This is a genomic window from Streptomyces sp. NPDC101776 (genome assembly GCF_044766845.1).
Classification (GTDB): domain Bacteria; phylum Actinomycetota; class Actinomycetes; order Streptomycetales; family Streptomycetaceae; genus Streptomyces.
Window position 1 is genome coordinate 43,355 of the sequence record NZ_JBIWMV010000012.1, and the last position, 18,244, is coordinate 61,598.

Annotated in this window: 13 protein-coding genes; 6 read left to right on the forward strand and 7 right to left on the reverse strand. The window is 71.8% G+C overall.

Features of this window, described 5'->3' with window-relative positions:
• Positions 1–4 precede the first annotated feature (4 nt).
• From ACIRRY_RS31265 to eccD, 4 genes are all read right to left on the reverse strand, one after another.
• Positions 5–328: a WXG100 family type VII secretion target gene (locus tag ACIRRY_RS31265; RefSeq protein ID WP_019075403.1), complete on the reverse strand. Its 324-nt coding sequence runs from the start codon at positions 326–328 to the stop codon at positions 5–7.
• Positions 329–397: 69 nt separating this feature from the next.
• Positions 398–736, reverse strand: coding sequence for a hypothetical protein (locus ACIRRY_RS31270; protein ID WP_019065061.1), 339 nt, complete (start codon positions 734–736; stop codon positions 398–400).
• A gap of 221 nt (positions 737–957) precedes the next feature.
• Positions 958–2,541 carry a type VII secretion protein EccB gene (gene eccB / locus ACIRRY_RS31275; protein ID WP_403979117.1) on the reverse strand — a complete coding sequence of 528 codons (1,584 nt, stop codon included), beginning with the start codon at positions 2,539–2,541 and terminating at the stop codon, positions 958–960.
• Positions 2,542–2,815: 274 nt separating this feature from the next.
• Positions 2,816–4,216 carry a type VII secretion integral membrane protein EccD gene (eccD, locus tag ACIRRY_RS31280; protein WP_403979119.1) on the reverse strand — a complete coding sequence of 467 codons (1,401 nt, stop codon included), beginning with the start codon at positions 4,214–4,216 and terminating at the stop codon, positions 2,816–2,818.
• Between the two features lie 339 nt (positions 4,217–4,555).
• Between eccD and eccCa the strand changes: the two genes are divergently transcribed.
• Positions 4,556–8,491 carry a type VII secretion protein EccCa gene (gene eccCa, locus ACIRRY_RS31285; protein ID WP_403979633.1) on the forward strand — a complete coding sequence of 1,312 codons (3,936 nt, stop codon included), beginning with the start codon at positions 4,556–4,558 and terminating at the stop codon, positions 8,489–8,491.
• An 87-nt stretch (positions 8,492–8,578) separates the two neighbouring features.
• Here the strand turns inward: eccCa and ACIRRY_RS31290 are convergent, their stop codons facing one another.
• Together ACIRRY_RS31290 and ACIRRY_RS31295 are read right to left on the reverse strand one after the other, a co-directional pair.
• The gene (locus ACIRRY_RS31290) at positions 8,579–9,892 is read right to left on the reverse strand and encodes a S8 family serine peptidase (protein WP_403979121.1); all 1,314 of its coding nucleotides are present in this window, start codon (positions 9,890–9,892) and stop codon (positions 8,579–8,581) included.
• Complete coding sequence (locus ACIRRY_RS31295) at positions 9,889–13,233, reverse strand: right-handed parallel beta-helix repeat-containing protein (RefSeq protein ID WP_403979123.1); 3,345 nt, start codon at positions 13,231–13,233, stop codon at positions 9,889–9,891. Before ACIRRY_RS31295 ends, ACIRRY_RS31290 begins: the two co-directional genes overlap by 4 nt.
• A gap of 371 nt (positions 13,234–13,604) precedes the next feature.
• On the opposite strand from ACIRRY_RS31295, the gene ACIRRY_RS31300 reads away from it, so the two are divergent.
• Positions 13,605–14,768 carry a hypothetical protein gene (locus tag ACIRRY_RS31300; protein ID WP_403979125.1) on the forward strand — a complete coding sequence of 388 codons (1,164 nt, stop codon included), beginning with the start codon at positions 13,605–13,607 and terminating at the stop codon, positions 14,766–14,768.
• Positions 14,769–14,832: 64 nt separating this feature from the next.
• Here the strand turns inward: ACIRRY_RS31300 and ACIRRY_RS31305 are convergent, their stop codons facing one another.
• The gene (locus ACIRRY_RS31305; RefSeq protein WP_403979128.1) at positions 14,833–15,258 is read right to left on the reverse strand and encodes a DUF6299 family protein; all 426 of its coding nucleotides are present in this window, start codon (positions 15,256–15,258) and stop codon (positions 14,833–14,835) included.
• A gap of 244 nt (positions 15,259–15,502) precedes the next feature.
• Here ACIRRY_RS31305 and ACIRRY_RS31310 point away from each other — a divergent pair, with 244 nt between their 5' ends.
• The 4 genes from ACIRRY_RS31310 to cysD all read left to right on the forward strand — a co-directional run bounded on the left by ACIRRY_RS31310 (position 15,503) and on the right by cysD (position 18,242).
• Positions 15,503–15,703, forward strand: coding sequence for a DUF5999 family protein (locus tag ACIRRY_RS31310; RefSeq protein ID WP_329259399.1), 201 nt, complete (start codon positions 15,503–15,505; stop codon positions 15,701–15,703).
• 109 nt (positions 15,704–15,812) lie between these two features.
• Positions 15,813–16,640, forward strand: a complete 828-nt coding sequence (locus ACIRRY_RS31315; RefSeq protein ID WP_403979131.1) for a PaaX family transcriptional regulator C-terminal domain-containing protein — start codon at positions 15,813–15,815, stop codon at positions 16,638–16,640.
• Between the two features lie 154 nt (positions 16,641–16,794).
• The gene (gene cysC, locus ACIRRY_RS31320; RefSeq protein WP_403979134.1) at positions 16,795–17,346 is read left to right on the forward strand and encodes an adenylyl-sulfate kinase; all 552 of its coding nucleotides are present in this window, start codon (positions 16,795–16,797) and stop codon (positions 17,344–17,346) included.
• Positions 17,343–18,242 (forward strand): sulfate adenylyltransferase subunit CysD, encoded by a 900-nt coding sequence (cysD, locus tag ACIRRY_RS31325; protein WP_403979137.1) that lies wholly within the window; start codon positions 17,343–17,345, stop codon positions 18,240–18,242. The genes cysC and cysD overlap by 4 nt, the downstream gene beginning before the upstream one ends.
• Positions 18,243–18,244 lie beyond the last annotated feature (2 nt).

Consider the following 18,244-nt stretch of genomic DNA (forward strand, 5'->3'; position numbering starts at 1 on the left):
CGGCTCAGCGGCCGATCGTGACCTCGGACCACATCTGGCTGAGCGAGTTCTCGCTGTACTTGTAGCTGTTGGAGATCTCGTTGAGGAGCTGCGAGTGCGAGGTGAGCAGCGTCTCCATGTTCTGCACCGCGCCGTCCCAGGCCGCCTGCTTCTGGCGGTAGGTGTCGGCGTCGTTGCCGTACCAGGTCTTGGACAGCTCGCCGAGTTCGGCCTCGAGGTTCGACAGCGTCTGCGCGATCGCCTTGGTCTGCGCCACCATGTCGTCCGCGGCGTTCGACATGTGGTTGTAGCTGACGTAGATGACACCGTCGGACAGGTTGTCTGCCACAGCTTGCCTCTCTTACGCGATGTGGGGATCGGACGTGACCGCGAGGTCACGGGGAAGGCGGGGCGTCGGTCAGCCGGCGAGCTGGTCGAAGGCCGACTGCGACGCGTTGTACGCCTGGTTGATGGAGTCGTTCGAGGAACCCTGGGTCTTGTTGTGTTCCACGAGGCTCTGGTTCAGCCGGTCGATGACGTCCTCGAGGTTCTTGAGGATGACGTTGCACTGACCGTCCCACTGCGCGAGGAGCTGGCCGTACTGGCCGCCGTCGCTGCCCTGGTAGCCACTGCCCAGGGTGGAACGGGTGCTGTCGACGTCCTGACGGATCTTCACGATGCCGCTGAAGGCGCTCTCCAGGGCCTGGATTCCGTTCCGGGTCGAGCCTTCGCTTGACTGCTGGCCATCTCCAGCCATCGTCCCACCTTTCGTAAGTCGATCTAAGGTACGAGTGCAACTGAGCCTAGATTGACGGTAGTTGCGCTGACAATGAACTGAGGAAGATCTGAGGTTGCCATCCGGTTCCGTTCAAAGGCTTTTACCGGTAAGCAACTTGACCGGAACACGACCTTCCGCGACCGATGGTTCTGAACCGAAGCGGCTTTGGCGTGAACACGATCTCGATAGGCGTGAATTCGTCAGTTCGCCCCACCTGAACCGTTCACCGCACCGTTCAACGCACCGCCCGTCGCTCCGCCCGCCGGAACACCTCCGGGGACCGCGGGCAGTCCCGCGCCGATGGTTCCGCCGGGAGCGGCGCCGGTCCCGGTGCCGCACTGGGCCGCCGCGCCGCCCTGGGCCCCGCCCGCCGAGCCGGAGTCCGACGCGGCTGCCTGGGCGCTGAGTTCGGGCCCGGTCGGCAGCATCGCGAGCAGCGTGGACGGCACCTTGACCGGGGTCGCCCCGTCGTAGCCGAGGGCGGCGAGCGCGTTGGAGTCCGGGATGCGGTACTTCACGCCGTCGTCGCCGATCAGGAACGTGGTGTCGCCGACCGTCTCACCGGCCGCGCCCAACGCCCTTGCCAGGGTGCCGTGTCCGGGCCGTGCCACCACCCGGTCCACCGTCACGCAGGCCGCGGTGAGCGCCGTCGGGTCGGCCTGCGCCGCCGGGTACAGCGCGGACTCGGCGACCCGTACCGAGGTCACCCGCACCTGCCCGTCGGCCGGGTCGACCTGGGCGCACACCGACTCCCCCGCCGCGAGCGCCAGCGCGCTGGGCGGAGTGTCCGGCAGGCCGGCGACCGAGGGGTCCGTGCCGGCCGATCCCGGCGCCTGATGGGCCCGCAGGTCGGAGACGTCGATCGTGACGACGTTCGGCGCCCCGCCGTCGTAGGCCTCCTTGCGGGTGGCCGGATCGCCGAGGAGCAGCGCCGACTGGGTGTCCGTCACCGGGTGCAGGCCGTCCTTCTGGAGCAGGTACTCCTGGTTCCCGGAGCCCGCCACCACCCGGAAGACCTGCCCGAACCTGGTGGCCCGGCCGCCCAGTTCCGGGCCGTCCGTGCCACGGCCCTCGACCTTCGGGGTGGCCAGGTCCGGGCCGGTCACCAGGGCGTCCAGGAAGGCCGCCGAGACCGGGCGGGGGGTCACGGGCGCGTAGCCGAGGGACTCCGCCGCGCCCGAGTCCTCGTCCAGCTCCAGCCGGCTGCCCTGCCACACCAGGTAGGTGTGCTTGTCCGGGCCCTTCACCACGAGCGCCGATTTCGCGCCGACCGGGTCCGTCTCCACCGGGGCGCCCGGCACGAGGGTCGTCTGCGCGCCGGAGCCCGTCGAGCAGACCTCCCACGGCGAGCTCTCCAACTCACCTGACGACGGTACGGAGTCGGGGGCGCCGGTGATCCCGACCGGCCGGCCGACCGGCGTGCCCGCGAGCGACGCCGAGCCGACCGAGGTGGTCTTCAGGTCGGCGCCGCCGATCAGCACGGCCGAGGCGTAGTTGCGCACCGGGCGCAGCCTGCCGTCGGCGTACAGGTAGCGGGCGCCGGTGTCCTTGTTGACGATCAGGGTGTCGCCGCTGCGCCAGGCGTCGTTGCCGCCCGGCTTGAGCAGCCCGAACACCAGCGCCCCGCCGCAGAACAGCACACCGACGATCAGACCCACCAGGGCGCCCCGGCTGGTACGGCCCAGCGGGCTCTCCGGCGCGTCCGGGTCGGCCAGCAGCATGCCCGAGGTCAGGCGGCCCATCATGAACGTGTGCGCTTGCACCTGGTCGCGCTTCGACCGCACGTTTTCCTCCCGGCTGGTCGTTCGACTTCGTGTTCGCCCGGCTGTTCCCGGACCTTGCTCGCGGTTCGGCGGTTCTCGAACCGCCCCTGAACCGTGGCCGGTTCACCCGGCCCTCGCTCGCGGGGCCGGCGGGCCGGTCGGCCCTTGCCGCCGCGTCCGGCTTTCCTGTCCCGTCCGGCGCGCCCAACCCCCGTTCACGGGCCGGGAGTTCCCGGACCGGCCGAGAACGGCGGCCGGTTCACCCGGCCCTCGTGAGCGGGACCGTGACGCCCGGTCAGCCGAAAATGCCGCGCAGGGTGCCGAAGACACCCAGCAGCCACAGAGTGAGCGGCAGCAGGGCGATCGCCAGCAGGGAGTGCAGGATCTCCGCCGCGCGGCCCCAGTACGGGACCAGGCGCCGGCCCGGTACGGTCCACACCGCGACCGTGAGCGCCGCCGCCACCGCGAGCAGCCCGGCGACCAGCAGAATCCGCTCGGTGTCGGACAGGCGCAGGCCCCAGCCGAACGCGAGGAGCAACAGCCCCCAGGCGCCCGGGAGTACGAGCACCAGTCGCTGGGCCGTGTTGACCAGGCCCCGGCCGTGCAGGAGCAGCAGCAGCGACAGGACCAGGGCGACCAGCAGCGCCGGAAGGCTGGGGCGGCGGGCCAGGGCCACCAGGCAGGCCGACGAGAGCACGCCCGTCGCGCCGTAGAGCGCGGTCATCCACTCGCCGGCGAGTTCGGTGCGCACCGTCACGTCGGTGCCGCGGTAGGGCTCGATGCCCTCCTGCAACTGTTCCGGTGTGGTCGGCAGCGGGGGCATCCGCATCCCGGCGAACTTGAACGACAGCGAGGGCACCAGTCCCCCGAGCAGCACCGTCAGCGCGGCGATCACCCCGGCCGCGGCGGCCGGACGTACGTCGAACACCGTCATCAGCGCGCCGCCGACCGCCGCCGCGAGCGCGACCAGTGCGGAGGCCAGGAACAGCGGGGTGCGGGCCGCGGAAGCCGCGAGGGCCAGCACCGCGCCGCCCGCCCAGGCCGCCGCCGCCCCCAACAGCCGTGCCCCCAGCACCTGGTGGGCCTGCGGACCGCTCAGCTCACCGCCCGGCACCAGCCAGCCCGCGAGCGCCAGCGCCGGCGACGCCAGCAGCCCCAGGACCACACCGGTCGCCGGATCGTCCACCGCCCGGCTCGCCGACGCGGCCCCCGCCAACAGCAACAGGCCCGTTCCTACGGCGGTCGCCGCGCGCAGCGACGCCGGGGCGCCCGGCAGGGCCAGCAGGACAAGACCGGTCAGCACCGCCAGCGCGAGCAGGCCGCGCAGCAGCCGGCGGGCCGCCTCCGGGCTCCAGCCGTGCAGCCGGTCCCGGGTGACGGCGGCGATGCCGTCGACGAGGTCGTCGAGGCGAACTTCGGGCAACGCCTCGGTGCGCGGCCGGAGATGGAGCGCCTCGCCGTCGGTCAGTTCGAGGGAGGCGAGGGTCGCCTCCTCGTCGAGCGGCCGGCCGCCGAGGCGCTGGAGTATCCAGCCGTCGTGTTCGAGACCGGTCTCCTCGGCCTCCTCGCCCGCGTACCGCAGCACCGTGGGCAGCAGGTCGGCCACGGGCACGTCGGACGGCACGGCGAGGTCGATGGTGCGGGCCGGAGCCCGCACGGTCAGATGGCACAGGCCGGTCACGGAAGTGTCGGTCATACCGGGGCTCACGTCTCCTGAGACATCGAAACGGGGGCACGCGGCGCGGCGTGCGAGGTGGGGGGGAACCAAGGGAACCAAGGGAAACACTGTGCCGGTGGAGCGGGGGGTGACATGGACGTACAGAGTTGACGGGGTGCACACTACTGACACTCCCTACGACGCGTGTCAACGGGAGCCCCCACGAACGGTGTTGACAGCGTCCTCCACCGTGCAAGTGCCGAGGCCTGATCCGGTGCACGCCCCCCACGTACCGCCGCGGTGCGCGAAGTCCGTTAGGAGCCCCAAGCGTTGAGCGTGGTCCTGTTCCGTCGCCCGGCCCGCCGTCGCGGACCCGACATGCCCGCCGGCGAGTTGGTCCTCCAGGAGCCGCCGACTCTCATGGAGATCGTCCCGGACACCTCCGCGGTGTGGACGTATCTGCCGATGGCGATGATGTCGGTCTCGATGATGATGATGTTCATGCGGTCGGGCGGTCAGTCCAGCGGCATCTTCATGTACCTCGCGCTCGGCATGATGGTGATGGCCGCCGGCGCGATGATGGTCGGTCAGGTGATGCGCAAGGCCGGCGACCGCAAGCAGCGGCTGCGCGGTGAACGCCGGGACTATCTGCGCTACTTGGCGCAGAGCCGGCGTACCGTGCAGCGGGCCGTGGTCGAGCAGCAGCTCGCCCTGGCCTGGCGGCATCCCGAGCCCCGGGTGCTGCGCACCATGGTCCGCACCACGCGGCTGTGGGAACGCCGGGTGAAGGACGACGACTTCGGCGAGGTGCGGATAGCGGTCGGCGACCAGCAGCTCGCCATGCGGCTGACTCCCGTCTCCAGCAAGCCCGTCGAGGACCTCGAACCGCTGTGCGCGCACGCCCTGCGCCGCTTCATCCGCGCCTACAGCACCGTTCCCGGCCAGCCCATCGCACTGTATCTGCGGTCCTGGTCAAGGGTGTTGGTCCGCGGTGACCGGGACGCGACCCGGGGGATGATCCGCGCCGCGCTGACCCAGCTGGCCCTGTTCCACCCGCCGGAGGAGCTGTGGATCGCGGTCTGCGCCGCCGACGAGGTGCGCGCGGAGTGGGAGTGGGTGAAGTGGCTGCCGCACAACCAGCACCCCCAAGAGACGGACGGCGCCGGGCCGTTGCGCATGGTGGCCTCGGCCTTCACCGATCTGGAGGACCAGCTCGGCAGCGAGTTCTCCGAGCGGCCCGCGTTCGACCCGGACGCCGTGCCCGGCCGTGACGAGCCCCTGGTCGTGGTCGTGGTGGACGGCGCGGGCATCCCGGCCGGCCACCGTTTCGACGGGCCCGGCTACCGCAACGCGATCGTGCTCGACCTGTCCGACTCGCTCACCTGGCGGCCCGGCCGCACCACGCTGCGCCTGGACGTGACCCCGGACTCGGTCGCGCTGGTGCGCACCGACCGCAGCCGCAAGGAGCAGACCACGGTCCTGGGCCGGCCCGACCGGGTGGGTCCGGTGGCCGCCGAGTCGCTGGCCCGGCTGATCGCGCCGTACCGGATGACGCTGTCCTCCGACGCGGTCGAACCGCTCTCCAACGACACCGAGTTGACGACCCTGCTCGGCATCGCCGACCTGCACCGGCTGGACCCCGACACGATCTGGCGGCGGCACACCGGCTCCGCCCGGCTGCGCGTCCCGGTCGCCGTCGGCGCGGACGGTCGGCCCGTGGAGCTGGACATCAAGGAGTCCGCGCAGGGCGGCATGGGCCCGCACGGCATGCTGATCGGCGCGACCGGTTCCGGCAAGTCCGAGCTGCTGCGCACCCTCGTTCTCGGTCTGGCGCTCACGAACTCTTCCGAAACACTCAACTTCGTCCTGGTGGACTTCAAGGGCGGCGCGACCTTCCTCGGTCTGGACGAACTCCCGCACACCTCCGCCCTCATCACCAACCTGGCCGACGAGGCCGCCCTGGTGGAGCGTATGCAGGACGCGCTGCACGGTGAACTCATCCGCCGCCAGGAGCTGTTGAGGTCGGCCGGCAACTTCACCTCCGCGCTGGAGTACGAGCGGGCGCGGGCCGCCGGCGCCGATCTCGCCCCGCTGCCCAGCCTGTTCGTCGTCGTCGACGAGTTCAGCGAACTCCTCTCCTCGCACCGGGAGTTCATGGAGCTGTTCGTGATGATCGGCCGCCTCGGCCGGTCGCTCGGCGTGCATCTGCTGCTGGCCTCGCAGCGCCTGGACGAGGGCCGTATGCACCAGTTGGAGTCGCATCTGTCGTACCGGATCGGTCTGCGCACCTTCTCCGCGATGGAGTCGCGGGGTGTCCTCGGTGTCCCCGACGCGTACGAACTGCCCTCGCAGCCCGGCAGCGGCTACCTCAAGAGCGGCATCGAGGCCCTCACCCGGTTCCGCGCCGCCTACGTCTCCGGCCCGTACCGCAGGCGTGGCGGTGCGGTCGCGCAGGCCCGGGTCGCCACCCAGGTGGTGCCCTGGTCGACCGGGTACATCGTGCCGCGCGCACCGGCACCGACCGCGATCGCGGCACCGGAGCCCGAGGCGGAGGAGGCTGCCGAGAGCCTGCTGGCGGTGGCGCTGGACCGGCTGCGCGACTCCGGACCGCCCGCGCACCGGGTGTGGCTGCCGCCGCTGGACACCGCGTCCCCGCTCGACGTCCTGCTCGGCGGTCTCGCCGAGGACCCGGACCGCGGGCTGGCCGCGTCCCGCTGGGTCGGCGCCGGGAAGCTGCGGGTGCCGGTCGGTCTGGTGGACAAGCCCTTCGACCAGCGCCGTGACCCGCTCGTGGTGGACCTCGCCGGGGCGGGCGGCCATGTCGCCGTCGCGGGTGGTTCGCAGAGCGGCAAGTCGACGGTGCTGCGCAGCCTCATCATGGCGCTCGCGCTCACCCACACCCCGCGCGAAGTCCAGTTCTACTGCCTGGACTTCGGCGGCGGCACGCTCTCCCAGCTCACCGGGCTGCCGCATGTCGGCGGGGTCGCGGCCCGCCTCGACACCGAGCGGATCAGCCGTACGGTCGCCGAGGTCACCGCCGTCCTCACCCAGCGCGAGCAGTTCTTCCTGGACAACGGCATCGACTCGATGTCCACCTACCGGCGCCGCCGCGCGGCCGGGGAGTTCCCCGACGAACCGCACGGCGACGTCTTCCTGGTGATCGACGGCTGGTCGGCGGTCCGGCAGAACTTCGACCAGTACATCCCGACGTTCAACCAGATCGCCACCAGCGGTCTCAACTACGGCATCCACCTGATCGTCGCGACCGCCCGCTGGCTGGAGCTCACCGCCCCGGTCCGCGACCAGTCCGCGACCCGGCTGGAGCTGCGGCTCGGCGACACGATGGACTCAGTCGTGGACATCCGCAAGGCGAGCGCGGTGCCGCAGATCCCCGGCCGGGGTCTGACCGTCGAGACGAAACTCCACTTCCTGTCCGCGCTCCCCCGCGGCGACGGTTCCACCGACCCCGAGACGCTCAGCGAGGGCGTCGCGGACCTGGTGGACCGGATCGCGAGCGCCTGGCACGGGCCGCGCGCCCCGCAGGTCCGGATGCTCCCGCACCGGCTGCCCGCGGCCGAACTCGCCGAGCCGGAACTCGGCGACGGCCACAGCCTCAAGCTGGCGCTCGGCCAGGACGAGGAGACCCTCGGCACCGTCTGGCACGACTTCTCCCGCACCCCTCACCTGGTCGCCGTCGGCGACACCGAGAGCGGCAAGACCAACCTGCTCCGGCTGGTCGCGGACTCCGTCGTCGCCCGCTACACCCCCGCCGAGGCCCGCATCCTGGTCGTGGACTACCGCCGCGGTCTGGTCGACGCGGTCCCCGAGGAGTACCGCCTCGGCCACGCGGTGGCCCTGGAGGCCCTCAAGCAACTGGTCGGCGGCTCCGCGAAGGCCCTGCGCACCCGTGTGCCGGGCCAGGAGATCACCCCGGCCCGTATGCGGCAGGCAGACTGGTGGACGGGCCCGCGTCTGTTCGTCCTCGTCGACGACTACGACATGGTCGGCGGCGGCACGGTCATGGACCACCCCTTCGCCCCGCTCTTCGAACACCTCGCGCTGGGCCACGAGTTGGGCCTGCACGTGGTGGTCGCCCGCTCGGCGACGGGCGCGGGCCGCGGCCTGAACGACCAGCTCCTGCGCCGCCTGGACGAGGTCAACACCCCGGGCATCCTGATGTCCTGCTCCCCCTCGGAGGGCTACGTCTTCGGCAACGTCAAGCCCCGGGTCCTCCCCCCGGGCCGGGCCCTCCACATCGTCCGCCGCAAGCCGTCGCTGATCCAGACGGCGCTGGCGGCGGGCGCGGAGGAGTGAGACCCCGATCGTGAACGGCACGGCCCCGGGCGCCTGTCGGTCGCCCGGGGCCGTGCCGTTTCCCGCTGTACGTGGTGTCTGCGGCCGTCAGCTCTCCGTGGTCCCCTGGACACCCGCGCCCACCGGGACGGTGCCTTCCGCACCCTCTGGACCTTCTTCGCCCACCGTGCCCTCCGTGCCCTCTTCGCTCTCGGGCCGGGCCGTACCGTCCGGCCGCCGGGTCGGACGCCAGCCCAGGCGGCGGCCCCGAGGCAGGACGAGACCCAGCCACACCACCGCGATGATCACGGCGAGGCCGGCCGACGCGGGCCACAGGGCGCGGCGGAGCGGTTCGGCGGCCTTGTCGGCCGGGAGGTGGACCGGGGAGCCGGGGGCGGCGGCGGCCGGTGCCGAAGCACCGGTCAGGACGGACGTGACGGCCGCGTACGGGTCGAGGCGGGGCACGTCGGCCGGGTACGCGGACGTACGCAGGAGGGTCGCGGTCTGGGCGGCCGTCAGGTCCGGGTGGACGGAGCGCACCAGCGCCGCCGCCCCGGCCACGAAACCGGCGGCCAGTGACGCGCCCGAGCCGATGTAGTGGCCGGCCTTCTTCGGGCCGATGCCGACAACTCCGTCACCGGGCGCGGCGATCGAGGCACTGGACGTCGTGTACGCGCCGGTCGGCCGCTTGCCGTCCACGTCGACGTCGAGGACGGAGAGCACCCCGTCGTCGGCGGCCGGGTAGTAGTCACGGGCGGGCGGACTGTCCGTCGCCGAGGTCGCCGTCGCCGGGGTGTCCGGTACGGCGGCGGCGATCACCAGGACGTCCTTCTTCGCCGCGAGCGCGACCGCCGCCCGCAGCGTGGGGGTGTTGGCCGCGAGCGCCGCCGACACCGTCACCACCTTCGCCCCGCCGTTCACGGCGGCCCGGATCCCGTCCGCGACCCGCTCGGCGGTGACCGCCCCGCGCGCGTCGCTGCCGCGCACCGCGAGGATGCGCGCCTGCTGCGCCACCCCCGCGAACCGCACCCCGTCCGCTACGGCGGCGCCGACCAGCCCGGCCACGAACGTGCCGTGTCCCACACAGTCGGTCCCGGCGTCACCGACGGCCGTGACCCGGCCCTTGAGCGCAGGTGCGGAGGACGAGACCCCGGTGTCGACCACGCCGACGGTCACCCCGGCGCCCGAGGCGAACGGCCAGGTGCGGGTGAGTTGCAGGGAGACCTGTTCCCACGGCACATCGGTGGCGCGGACGGCCGAGCCCGCCGCACAGGCCGCGTCGGCGTCCAACCGGGCTGAGAGGACGGGGAGTTGGACCGTGCCGCCGACCGCCGCGGCGGATCCGGCGCCGAGGGCGCCCGCGGCGGCCGTCAGCAGCAGGGCCAGACCGGCGGCGAGGGCCTTGCCGTGTGTCGTCGTCATGCCCGGGCCGCCCCGCTGGAGGAGGGAGAGGCGGCCGTCGGGTCGGCGAGGTCCTCCGGGAGGAGCAGGCGCAGGTCGTCGAGGCTGGGGACGGCCAATCTACTGAGCCGGCCGGCCTGTCGGGTCATCATCCGCTCCAGGATCTGGCGGGCGGTGCGCGCGTTGCCGAAGGACCGGTCGCGGGGCAGCCCGTCGAAGTACTGCCGCAGCACCGGCCCGAGCCCGGCCGCGCACTCGTACCCGAGTTGCAGGGCGTGCTCGCGGACGATGGTGACCAGTTCGTCGGAGGAGTAGTCGGCGAACTCGACCCGGCGCGAGAACCGGGAGGACAGGCCCGGGTTGGAGGCCAGGAAGGTCTCCATCTCCTGGGTGTAGCCGGCGACGATGACGACCACCTTGTCCCGGTGGTCCTCCATCAGCTTCAGCAGCGTGTCCACGGCCTCCCGGCCGAAGTCGGAGCCGGACGCCTCGCGCGGGGTGAGGGTGTACGCCTCGTCCACGAACAGGACACCACCCAGGGCCCGTTCGAAGACCTCCCGGGTCAACTGCGCGGTGTGGCCCACGTATCGGCCGACGAGGTCGGCCCGGGACACCTCGACGAGCTGGCCGCGCGGCAACACGCCCAGGGAGGCGAGGAGTTCGCCGTAGAGACGGGCCACGGTGGTCTTGCCGGTGCCGGGCGGGCCGGTGAAGACGAGGTGGTGGCTGAGGCGGGGCACCGGGAGTCCGGCGGCCTCGCGCTGCTTGGCGGTCGACACCAGGTTGACGAGGTCGGTGACGTCCCGCTTCACCGCGTGGAGTCCGACCAGTGCGTCCAGCCTGCTCAGCGCGTCGTCACCGGGGTCGACGGCGTTCGGACCGTCGGCGGCGGTACGGGCCGCCTCCTCGCTGATGTCCTGCGGCAGCAACTGCGAGAGGTCCTGCTCGGTGACGTCGGTGAGCGCGGACAGCCGTACCGCCTGCCGGTCCACCATCTCCTCGAACACCTGCCGCGCGGCACGGCCGTTGCCGAACCCGGCGTCCTTCGGTATGCGCTCGAAGTGCACCGCGAGCGCGTGGCGGGTCTCGTCGGTGAGCGCGTACTGGTGACGTACGCACATGCTCTCCATGATCTCCACCAGCTCGGGCACGGAGTAGTTCTCGAACTCGACGGTCCGTGAGAAACGGGACGCCAGACCGGGGTTGGAGCCGAGGAAGCTGCGCATCTCGTCGGAGTAGCCGGCCGCGACGACGACCACGTCCTCGCGGTGGTCCTCCATCAGCTTGAGCAGGGTGTCGACGGCCTCGCGCCCGAAGTCGGCCCCGGAACCACGGGAGTCGGAGGTGAGGGTGTACGCCTCGTCGACGAACAGGACACCGCCCAGGGCCCGTTCGAAGGCCTCCGTGGTCTTGATGGCGGTACCGCCGATGACCTGGGCGACCAGGTCGGCGCGGGAGACCTCGACCAGGTGCCCGGAGCGCAGGGCGCCCAGCTCGGCGAGGATCGTGCCGTAGAGACGGGCGACGGTGGTCTTACCGGTGCCGGGCGGGCCCGCGAAGACCAGGTGGCGGCTCATCGGCGGTGCGGACATGCCGAGTTGGGCGCGGCGCCGGGCGAGCTGGGTGAGGTTGACGAGGGTGCGGACCTGTTCCTTGACGTTGTCGAGGCCGATCAGGCTCTCCAGCGCGGCCATCGGTCCGTCGGGGCGTCCCGGCCCCTCCGACTCCGGTACGGTGCCCGCCGGGTCGGTGCCCTCGGCCTCGCCGAAGCCCCAGGCGTCGCGGGACTCGTTGCCGGTGCTGGTGAGGTTCTCCACCGCGAGCCGGCCGCCCGCCTTGGCCTGGACGAGGCCGCCGCCCTTGTTGTCGCGGACCGTGCAGCCCACGACCGAGACGGGGGCCTCCGACTCGACACGGATGCCGTCGCGGTCGTTGCCGGCCGCCTCGCAGCCGTTGAGGGAGGCCCGGCCGCCGTCGCGGACCAGGAAGCCGTGCTCGGCGGACGCGGTGCTCCGTACCCGGTTCGCGGTCAACTCGCCGCCGGTGTCCACGAGTACACCGCAGCCGCCGGCCGAGACCAGCTCGCCGTCACGGAGCGCGGCCGTGCCCTCGCCGCCGATCTCCAGACCGGCGCCGCCGGGGTTGTTGACCCGGAATCCCGCGAGGTAGACGTTGCCGCCCGCCGCGATCTCCGCGCCCGCGCCGCCCGGCGCCTCGACCGTGCAGTCCTCCACCCGGCCGCGTCCGCCGTCGCGCACGGAGACGCCCGAGCCGCCCGCGCCGGTGATCCGGGCGCGCCGCACCAGCGGGTTGGCGTTGCCGCGGATCACCACACCGGTGCCCTTGACGTCGATGATCTCCACGCGCTCCAGCTCGGCCGCCGCGTCCTCTTCGAGCAGGACGCCGTCCGACTCGCCGTCCCGGACGGTCAGCGAGGTCAGCGTGGGCGAGGAGGCGCCGGCCACCCGCAGCGCCGCCATCTGGGCGCCGGTCAGCCAGCAGTCCTCGTACGTGCCGCGTGAACGGTCCGTCACCAGAAGGCCGTTGCCCGTGGTGCGGGCGGTGCGGCAGCGGCGCAGCACCGGGTCGCTGCCGTGCGAGACGATGATGCCGGGGCCGCTGGAGCCGGTGACCCGCACCTCCTCCAGCTCGCAGCGGGCGGAGCTGGTCACATGCACACCGATGGAGGTGTCGCGGATCACAGTGCGCAGCACGCGGATCGCGCTGCGCTCCTCAAGTGCCAGCGACGGCTTGTCCGTTGAGGCCAGATCACAGTCTTCGACGGAGCCCTGGGCGTCGCCGTTGGCGAGCACGCCGTTGCCGCGCGCGTCCCGGATCGTGCAGCCGCGCAGGGTGGCCCGGCCGCGCTCGCCGATCACCACCCCGCTGGTGCCGAGGTGTTCGAGGGTGCAGGACTCCAGCGAGCTCTCGGTCGGCGAGGTGACGACGACCCCGGCGCCGGTGCGGTTGGACACCCGGCACTCGCGCATCGCCAACGAGCCCGAGTTGCGGGCGAGCACGGTCGTCCACGAGGCGCCGGACAGATCGCAGCCCTGCATCGCGACCTGCCCGTGCGAGGCGTCCACGGCCGGCTGTTCCTCGTCATGGCCCTGGACCACCAGGTCGGTCAGCATCACCGCGTCCACGCGCAGCGAGATCACGATGCCCTTGCGCGGTGCCAACCGGACGGTGCCGCGCGCCTGTTCGGCGACGATGGTCACCCGGGTGGTGACGACGAGATTCTCCTCGTACGTCCCCGGGCGCACACTCAGCACCGCGCCTCCGCGCGCCCTGGCCAGGGCCTCTCCGATCGTCCGGGCGTCCCCGGTGCCCTCCGGACAGACCGTCAGTACCTGGCGCACTCAGCTGACCTCCTCGTGTCGGCACCTGTCGGTTGCGGCAACCCCCATCATGCCGTCCCCGCACGCGCGTTCCCACTCCGGTCCGGAAAGCGGAACGTTCGGAGCGGGTGTGCGCGGTGCGGCACAACAGTGCCGTACGGCGAATTATGGGCTGTTGCGCAACAGCCTTACCAGCGCCGGGGCTTGTCCGTGACGATTGTTAACTCCGGTGAAAGGAACCGTCGTTGGCGCATACGCGTGAATGGACGTGAATAGGATTGCGCACACAGACGCACGACGAACTGCTGGGCGAATGAGAGCGGACAGGGCGGATGACAGACCGAACCGGACCGGCCGCGCGGAATACGGCGGCAGAGAACGCAGCAGGTTCCGTGGCGGGCACCCCGGCCGGGGAAGCGACGGCCGCGGACCCTACGACCTCGACCTCGGCGGCATCCGCAGCGGCGGCGTCCGCCGGGGAGACCGCCGGCACGCAGGCCTCGGCGAGTGCGGCGAGTGCGACACCCAAGTCCCGCTCAGGGGCTGCCGGTTCGGCCGGGACCCTCTCCGCGGAGTCCGTCGCGGCGGAGCTGAGCGGGCCCACGACCTCGGCTGCGCAGGCCGCAGAGACCGCAGAGGCCGAGGCGCTCGCAAGTGCCGGCCCTGAGCCAGCGGAACCCGCAGGACCGGTCGGCCCGGAGTCCGCCTCCGCCCGGCCCGCACGGCAGGAGGCCGAGGCCGAGGCGCCCGCCGGGGCGCTGGCCGCGAGCGTCCACGAGGGGGACGGACCCACCCCCGGAGACACGGCGGCCGCGTCCGTCGGCCGCCCGGGCCGCCCCCTGCTGGCCGGTGCGGCGGTGCTCGGCGCGCTGCTGATCGCCGTGCCGGGGCTGCTGATGAGCCGGGACCGGACGCCGGAGAGCCATGACCGGGTCGTCGCCGACCAGGCGGGCACCATCCTCGGCGACGGCGCAACACAGGGCGCCGGGGCGTACGCGTCCTCCAGCCCGTCCGCCGCTCCCGTCGCGCACGCCACACCGAAGATCACCCAGCCGCACAAGACCGCGCCGGGCAAGACGACCGACGCGCAGCCGGTGAGCGAGCCGACGACGGTCAAGACGAAGAAGCCGGCCGCGGCGGCGAAGCCGACGAAGAAGTCCACCACCAAGTCGACCACGACCAAGTCCGGGACGAAGTCGACGACCACCACCACGTCGAGCTACCCCTCCGACATCCTTGTCAACGCCACCCGGGTGCTGAAGGCGGGTCAGTCCATCAACGCGAAGAAGGCGCGGCTGCGTATGCAGACCGACGGCAACTTCGTGCTGTACGACGAGAACAACAAGGCCCGTTGGGCCACGATGACCTTTGGTTCGAACTACCACGCGGTCTTTCAGGCGGACGGCAACCTCGTCGTCTACACGTCGAGCAACCAGCCCGTCTGGGCCAGCCAGACCCCCGGCCACAACGGCGCCTACCTCAGGCTCCAGGGCGACGGCAACATGGTGATCTACTCCGGTTCGACCCCGATCTGGGCAAGCAACACCCAGCACTGACGCACTCGCCCCGAACTCCCTTCGGCCCGCGCCCTCTTGGGGGTGGCGGGCCGAAGGCGTGGGCTCAGCTCTCCGTAAGGGTGATGTCCTGGTCCTGCCGCGCGTGGAAGCGGGGCAGCGGCAGGCCGCCGCCGGAGGACAGTTCCATCACCGTGGCCTCGACCCGGGCCGCGCCGGGGGTGGCCGGGTCGGACGAGGGCTTGCCCGAGTTCTGCCAGGGGTGCTCCATGCCGTCGCAGACCGCGCGGGTGCCGCCGATGCCGTGCCGGACCGAGGGGTCGCCCTGGGAGACGGAGGAACTGACAAACACGGCACCGGAGTTGCCGAGACAGCGGTAGGTGCCGGAGAGGGTGACGGTGCCGTCCGGGGCGATGCTGCCCGTGGGGTCGACCGTCACCGTCTCGTAGGGGGCCGCGGTCACGGCGGGAGCGGCGGCCAGCAGAAGCAGCGCGGCACCGGCCGCCGAACCGAGGGCGGAACGCAGGGACATGGGAATACCTCCTGAAGTAGAAGGCTCCACTGGTACCGGTCCGACGCCCCAACTCCCGTGACCCTCACTCCTTCGGTGGCGAGTCCGCACCGAGCGTCGTGGAACCGTCCGAGTGTTGTCCGCGTGTTGTCACGCTTCACAGCGGGCGGTTCCGATGAGTTCGCGGCGGGAGGATGGTCTGTATATGCGATACGGGCGGCGACGGAGCCGCCGGAACGGATCGCATCCGACGTGGAGGTACGCCATGTGTTCCCACCAGTCCTCGTGCCCCGTGACCGACACCGACACGACCACCCCGCACATCGTCTCCGCCCACCCCGAGCAGGGCTGGACGCTGCTGTGCGACGGCGCGATCGTCTTCGACGACCTGGGCGCCGTGCTGCCCGACGGCCGGATCGTCGCCCCGCACCGGGTGCCGGCGGACCAACTCGCCGTCGCCGCCTGACCGTTCCCGCGTGATCGTCTTCGGGACGCGTCACCCACGGTGACCGGACGAACCGTAGAGGTTCAGCTTGCGCACCCGAGGTGACCAGCAGTGATGCTGACGACCTAAGATGATCAACGTGTCCGACCAGCCTGCTCCACGGTCTCTCATCGTCACGCTCTACGGCGCGTACGGCCGCTTCGTGCCCGGCCCTGTTCCGGTCGCGGAACTGATCCGGCTGCTGGCCGCGGCCGGCGTCGACGCGCCCTCGGTGCGCTCGTCGGTGTCCCGCCTGAAACGGCGCGGGCTGCTACTGCCCGCCCGTACGGCACAGGACGCCGCCGGCTACGAACTCTCGCCCGAGGCGCGGCAGTTGCTCGACGACGGCGACCGGCGTATCTACGCGACCACACCCTCGGCCGACGAGGGCTGGGTGCTCGCGGTGTTCTCCGTCCCCGAGTCCGAGCGCCAGAAGCGGCACATCCTGCGCTCCCGGCTGTCCGCCCTCGGATTCGGCACCGCCGCCCCCGGCGTGTGGATCGCGCCCGCCCGGCTGTACGAGGAGGCGCGGCACATCCTCGGGCGGCTGCGGCTCGACCCGTACGTGGACTTCTTCCGCGGCGAGCACCTCGGTTTCGCGGCGACCGCCGAGGCCGTCGCCCGCTGGTGGGACCTGCCCGCGATCGCCGACCGGCACCAGGCGTTCCTCGACCGGCACGCGCACGTGCTGCACGCCTGGGAGCGGCGCGCGGACACCCCGCCCGAGGACGCGTACCGCGACTACCTCCTCGCCCTGGACTCCTGGCGCCATCTCCCCTACGCCGACCCCGGACTGCCCGCGAGCCTGCTCCCCCGGGACTGGCCGGGCGCCCGCTCGGCGGAGGTGTTCCGGGCGCTGCACGAGCGGCTGCGGGACGCCGGGGCGGTGTTCGCGGGGGTGCGCCCGCAGGCGCCGTAGAAGCTGATTGTGAACAGTTCATGGCAAAGGTGCGTGACCTCTTGCGCACCATCAGTCACTCAGCCAAACCTCAGCGTCCTTAGCAGGTCCTCTCAGAGTTCTTACCTAGCCTTCGACGACGTCGCTCGTCGGGTAAGGAAGAGGACTGTTGCGCATGACCACCACGGCAAGGGCTCAGGGAGCCACCGTCTGGCTCACCGGACTGCCGAGCGCGGGTAAGACGACGATCGCCAGACATCTCGGGGAACGGCTCAAGGCCGAGGGGCATCGCGTGGAGGTCCTCGACGGCGACGAGGTGCGCCGCTTCCTCTCGGCCGGCCTCGGCTTCTCCCGCGAGGACCGCAACACCAATGTGCAGCGCATCGGCCTGGTCTCCGAGGTGCTCGCGCGCAACGGCGTCCTCTCCGTCGTCCCGGTCATCGCGCCGTACGCCGACAGCCGCGAGGCCGTCCGCAAACGCCACGAGGCGAGCGGGACGCCGTACATCGAGGTCCATGTCGCGACGCCCGTGGAGGTGTGCAGCGAGCGCGACGTGAAGGGGCTCTACGCCCGTCAGGCCGCGGGCGCGCTGACCGGCCTGACCGGTGTCGACGACCCGTACGAGCCGCCCACCGACCCGGCGCTCACGCTGCCGACACAGACGCAGAGCCCGCAGGAGTCGGCCGACGCCGTGTACGCGGTGCTGTCCGAGCGGGGGCTGGTGTGACCTTCGCTCTTTCTCACCTGGACGCTCTGGAGTCCGAGGCGGTGCACGTCTTCCGTGAGGTTGCGGGTGAGTTCGAGCGGCCGGTGATTCTCTTCTCCGGCGGCAAGGACTCCATCGTCATGCTGCACCTCGCGTTGAAAGCCTTCGCGCCGGCGGCTGTTCCCTTCTCGCTGCTGCATGTGGACACCGGACACAACTTCCCCGAAGTCCTTGAGTACCGGGACCGTGTGGTGGCCGCACATGGGCTGCGCCTCCATGTGGCCTCCGTACAGGACTACATCGACCGCGGTGTGCTGCGCGAACGTCCCGACGGGACGCGCAACCCGCTCCAGACCGTGCCGTTGACGGAGACGATCCGGTCCGAGCGCTTCGACGCCGTGTTCGGTGGGGGCCGTAGGGACGAGGAGAAGGCCCGGGCCAAGGAGCGGGTCTTCTCGCTGCGGGACGAGTTCTCGCAGTGGGACCCGCGCAGGCAGCGGCCCGAGCTCTGGAACCTCTACAACGGGCGGCACGCGCCCGGCGAACATGTCCGCGTCTTCCCGCTCTCCAACTGGACCGAGCTGGACGTCTGGCAGTACATCGACCGCGAGGGCATCGACCTTCCGCAGATCTACTTCGCCCATTACCGCGAGGTGTTCGCGCGCGGCGGCATGTGGCTGACCGCCGGTGAGTGGGGCGGCCCGAAGGCGGACGAGACCGTCGAGAAGCGGCAGGTCCGGTACCGGACCGTCGGGGACATGTCCTGCACCGGGGCGGTCGACTCGGACGCGGTGACGCTGGAGCAGGTCATCACCGAGATCGCCGCCTCCCGGGTCACCGAGCGGGGCGCCACGCGTGCCGACGACAAGTTGTCCGAGGCCGCGATGGAAGACCGTAAGCGCGAGGGGTACTTCTAGCC

Coding starts and splice junctions, on each gene's coding strand:
- ACIRRY_RS31270 (WP_019065061.1), bottom strand. CDS start 736: ATGGCTGGAGATGGCCAGCAGTCAAGCGAAGGCTCGACCCGGAACGGA.
- eccD (WP_403979119.1), bottom strand. CDS start 4,216: ATGACCGACACTTCCGTGACCGGCCTGTGCCATCTGACCGTGCGGGCT.
- eccCa (WP_403979633.1), top strand. CDS start 4,556: ATGCCCGCCGGCGAGTTGGTCCTCCAGGAGCCGCCGACTCTCATGGAG.
- ACIRRY_RS31290 (WP_403979121.1), bottom strand. CDS start 9,892: ATGACGACGACACACGGCAAGGCCCTCGCCGCCGGTCTGGCCCTGCTG.
- ACIRRY_RS31305 (WP_403979128.1), bottom strand. CDS start 15,258: ATGTCCCTGCGTTCCGCCCTCGGTTCGGCGGCCGGTGCCGCGCTGCTT.
- ACIRRY_RS31310 (WP_329259399.1), top strand. CDS start 15,503: ATGTGTTCCCACCAGTCCTCGTGCCCCGTGACCGACACCGACACGACC.
- ACIRRY_RS31315 (WP_403979131.1), top strand. CDS start 15,813: ATGATCAACGTGTCCGACCAGCCTGCTCCACGGTCTCTCATCGTCACG.
- cysC (WP_403979134.1), top strand. CDS start 16,795: ATGACCACCACGGCAAGGGCTCAGGGAGCCACCGTCTGGCTCACCGGA.